This is a genomic window from Natronospira sp., assembly GCF_007134575.1.
GTDB lineage: Bacteria > Pseudomonadota > Gammaproteobacteria > Natronospirales > Natronospiraceae > Natronospira > Natronospira elongata.
On the sequence record NZ_SLKM01000080.1, the window covers coordinates 1 to 4,005 of the forward strand.

The following is a 4,005-nucleotide window of genomic DNA, read 5'->3' on the forward strand; positions in this document are numbered from 1 at the left end:
CAGGGAGTAATGCGGTGCGCATAGCGCCAGTCGATGGCCAGCGGCCCGAGGGGGTCAAGCAGCAACTTGGGGACCTGCCAGAGAATGGAGGCATCGGCAATGGGGAAGATCTGCTCGGTGGCAAAATGGCCGGCGTTACCTCGGGATGCCCCCGCACCGGGAGCCTCTCGGTCGATCAGCAGCACCTGTCGACCGGCAGCCTGCAGTTCAAAGGCTGCCGTGACACCGACAATGCCACCACCGATAACGAGGAAATCGGTGTCTATAGTGGATTCAGTCATTGCCTTGTTCGTGGTTATTCTGGGGAAGAACGGATGTACGGCTTGCCCGCCTCGCCGACAGCTGTAATCCTACCTGACTTGAGCCATCCATACCGAGCCGGGAAGCACTGCAACATGAGACTTGGGACTTTTTTCTGCATTGATGCCCATACCTGCGGCAATCCAGTTCGCCTTGTCACCAGCGGTTACCCGAAGCTGCGCGGTGAAACCATGAGCGAGAAGCGCCAGGATTTCCTCGCTCACCATGACTGGATCCGCCAATCGCTGATGTACGAACCCCGGGGCCATTCGGTGATGTCCGGTTCACTGCTGTTGCCGCCTTGCTCGGACGACGCCGATGCCGCCATCCTTTTCATTGAGACCAGCGGCTGCCTGCCCATGTGCGGCCACGGCACCATTGGTACCGTCACGGCGGCCATTGAGGCAGGTCTGCTGCAGCCAAAAATTCCGGGCAAGGCAATCCTGGACGTACCCGCCGGACAGGTCCATATCGAGTACCAGATGGACGATGATCGTGTCCGCAGCGTGCGAATCAGAAATGTGGCCAGCTTTTTGGCCCATCGTGATGTATCGATCAATGTGGCAGGCTTGGGAGAACTGACCATCGACGTCGCCTACGGTGGGAATTTCTTTGCCATCGTCGAACCACAGACCAACTGGCCCGGGCTGGACGGAATGAGCGCGGATGACATCCTCCACCTGTCACCAAAGGTCCGCCAGGCCGCCCATGAAGCGTTGGATTGCGTCCATCCGGATGACCCCACGGTGCGGGGCGTGACGCACACCATGTGGACGGATGCCCCCCGAAACCCTGAAGCCCAGGCCCGCAACGCGGTTTTCTACGGCGAACGGGCCATTGACCGCTCCCCCTGCGGCACCGGCACCAGCGCCCGCATGGCTCAGCTGGCAGCCCGCGGCCGCCTGGGTGATGGCGAGGATTTCGTCCATGAAAGCATCATCGGCAGTCTCTTTCGGGGACGGGTGGAGGGCCGTACGCAGGTGGGACAACACGAGGCCATCATCCCCAGCGTGGAAGGCTGGGCCCGGGTCACGGGTCACAATACCCTCTTCGTCGACGACGACGATCCCTTCTGGCGCGGCTTCGAGGTCCGATAAGCCTGGCACCGAATTCAAAAGATGGCCTCGCGCAAAGACGCCAAGACGCGAAGAAAACCATTGCCTCGCGCGGAGGGCGCCAAGATCGCCAAGAAATTCCGTCTTTTGGCTGGGGGTCTGAAAGCCTGGCAGCAACTACAGCATAGAATGCTTTTTCTTTGCGTTCTTGGCGCCCTCTGCGCGAGGCCATCTTTTGAATTTCTTCACGTCTTGGCGTGAGGCTCTTCCCTGCTTGCCCCGGGTTTAGCCCGGCTGACCGTCGGCGCGGGGGCCGGTGAGGATGGGGGCGTAGCTGATGGCGAAGATCAGCCAGGCCAGAATCCAGCTCAGGGCCGAGAGCCCGAATAGCCATTGCATGAGCAGTCCGATGGGAAAGCCGGTCATGAGCCGAAATACCGCCGCCAGGGAAACCAGCACGAAGGCCAGGACGATCCAGGGCTTGGCCTGAATCATCCGCCCGGTATGGCCCAGCGACACCCTGGCCAGCATGCCCAGGCCCAGCGCTCCCAGGGCGCCGACGCTGACCGCGTGACCGGCGGTGGAATAAGGCATCCAGCCGAAACCCAGACTGCCGGCACGTAGCACCAGCGCCAGAGCCAGCCACAGATAACCCAGATGGAGAATCCAGAGCATGGGTTCCGGCCAACTGCCCCAGCTTCGCCACAGGGTCATGTGAACCAGCAGAAGCACGGCGGCGGAGAGCATCAGGGCCATGGCCGGCATGGGCCAACCGAGGTAATTGGCCAGCAGGCCGGCCGCCACCACCATCGGTGTCAGCAGCATCAGCAGCGGTGACCGCCGGACCCCCAGATGCGGCAAGCGCCGTTCGGTGAAGAAGGGAATAATTCGCTGCCCCATGATCACCATCAGCAGCAACATCAGATCCAGGCCGATGCGCATGAGTGCAAAGCGAATATCCGATATGATCCCCGTAACGGCCAGGAAACAGGCCGTGGCAGCCAGCGCCAGCGCGGCCAACACCGCAATGAAGAGGTAGTTTCGGCGATTTCCTGCCCGCAGCAGCGCCACCCCCAGGGCAATGCATGCTCCCCACAGGGCAACAGCATCTGCCAACGTAACCAGGGCCCAGGGCAGCAAATCCGGCAGGAAACCCCCGAGCCGCGCGACGCACCAGGCCAGAAACAAGCCCAACGTGAGTGCCGGCGGGGAAACGGGCTTGCCAATCCAGTTGGCGGCCGCCGTCAATAGGAAGCCGATCACGATCGCCACAGCAAACCCGAAGACCATGTGATAGCCGTGCCAGAGGAAAGGATTCCCCTCAATGACCATGCTGCCGCTGGCCAACATGCCGCCCCACAGGGCCCCATGGAAGACGGCGAACCACGCGGCTGCCAGGAAAAAAAGCCGGAAAGGCTGCTGAAGCACCACCGGCCACCGGGCTCGTTGCGCCTCGAGGGAAAATCTGACGCTGCTCATAGGCTGTTTCCTCAACCCAAGTAGGAATCCAAATGCAACTGACCAAACAGACCGATTTCGCCCTGCGACTGCTCATGCTGCTCGCCGAGCGACCCGGTGAGCGACTGTCCGCCAGTACTGCTGCCCGGGAGCTGTCCGTTTCCTGGCATCACCTGCGCAAAATCGTGGCGCGGCTCAATCACCTGGGACATGTCACCAGCGTGCGCGGACGCAATGGTGGCCTGGTGCTGGCCCGGCGGCCGGAGGAGATCCGGATCGGCCGAATCGTGCGAGAATTCGAACCGGTACTGCAGCCGGTCAATTGCACCGAGCCCAGATGCCCCCTGCTGGATCGCTGTCGCCTGCGTAATGCATTGGCGGAAGCCATGCAGCATTTCCTCAGCCACCTGGATGAAATGACGCTGGCAGACGCCACCACGGCCTACGACAAGCGCTGAGGCCGAGTCTGGGCCCTGGCCACCCAGGGAACCATGATCTTCATCAAGGCCAGCCGGAATTGACGCGGTGGCCAGATTTGGCGACCATAGCCGCCGCCCTAATTAAGAGTGAGACCCATGAGCAATCGCCCCAATAGTCTTGATTACGACCAGCTCATTGAATGTGCTGAAGGAAAAATGTTCGGGCCGGGCAACGGCCGCCTCCCCCTTCCGCCCATGCTCATGTTCGACCGGATCGACGAGATCCGTGACGAGGGCGGGGAATATGGCAAGGGCATCATCCGCGCGACCCTGAACATCAAACCGGACCTCTGGTTCTTCCAATGCCACTTCAAGGACGACCCGGTCATGCCCGGCTGCCTCGGCCTGGACGCCCTGTGGCAGCTGGTGGGCTTTTATCTGGTCTGGGAAGGCAACCCCGGTCGGGGCCGTGCCCTTGGCGTGGGTGAGGTGAAGTTCACCGGCCAGGTGATGCCCGAGGCGAAGCAGGTCGAATACCGCATCGACATGAAGCGAGTAATTCGCCGTGGCCTCAAGATGGCCATCGCCGATGGCCAGATGAGCGTGGACGGTGAAGTCATCTATACCGCCAAGAACCTCCGCGTGGGGCTGTTCGGCGCCGACGAGGTCTGAATTTAGTACTGAGTGCTGGGTGCTGAGTACTGAGTAACTCCCGGCGGGAGCGACATTCCCCGCCTCAGCACTCAGCACTCAGCACTCAGCACTCAGCACTC

Annotated in this window: 5 protein-coding genes; 3 read left to right on the forward strand and 2 right to left on the reverse strand. The window is 61.6% G+C overall.

What is annotated here, in order from left to right:
• Positions 1–281 (reverse strand): FAD-dependent oxidoreductase (locus ACJWXQ_RS03230; RefSeq protein WP_406672131.1); only part of this gene is annotated, 281 nt, incomplete at its 3' end.
• A gap of 114 nt (positions 282–395) precedes the next feature.
• Here ACJWXQ_RS03230 and ACJWXQ_RS03235 point away from each other — a divergent pair.
• On the forward strand, positions 396–1,397 hold the full coding sequence (locus ACJWXQ_RS03235; protein ID WP_406672132.1) for a 4-hydroxyproline epimerase: 1,002 nt from the start codon (positions 396–398) through the stop codon (positions 1,395–1,397).
• Between the two features lie 243 nt (positions 1,398–1,640).
• On the opposite strand, the gene ACJWXQ_RS03240 is transcribed toward ACJWXQ_RS03235, so the two are convergent.
• On the reverse strand, positions 1,641–2,834 hold the full coding sequence (locus tag ACJWXQ_RS03240) for an NnrS family protein (protein WP_346049687.1): 1,194 nt from the start codon (positions 2,832–2,834) through the stop codon (positions 1,641–1,643).
• Between the two features lie 32 nt (positions 2,835–2,866).
• Between ACJWXQ_RS03240 and ACJWXQ_RS03245 the strand changes: the two genes are divergently transcribed.
• Complete coding sequence (locus ACJWXQ_RS03245; protein WP_346049685.1) at positions 2,867–3,271, forward strand: Rrf2 family transcriptional regulator; 405 nt, start codon at positions 2,867–2,869, stop codon at positions 3,269–3,271.
• Between the two features lie 117 nt (positions 3,272–3,388).
• Positions 3,389–3,904 carry a bifunctional 3-hydroxydecanoyl-ACP dehydratase/trans-2-decenoyl-ACP isomerase gene (gene fabA, locus ACJWXQ_RS03250; RefSeq protein WP_346049682.1) on the forward strand — a complete coding sequence of 172 codons (516 nt, stop codon included), beginning with the start codon at positions 3,389–3,391 and terminating at the stop codon, positions 3,902–3,904.
• Positions 3,905–4,005: the final 101 nt, after the last annotated feature.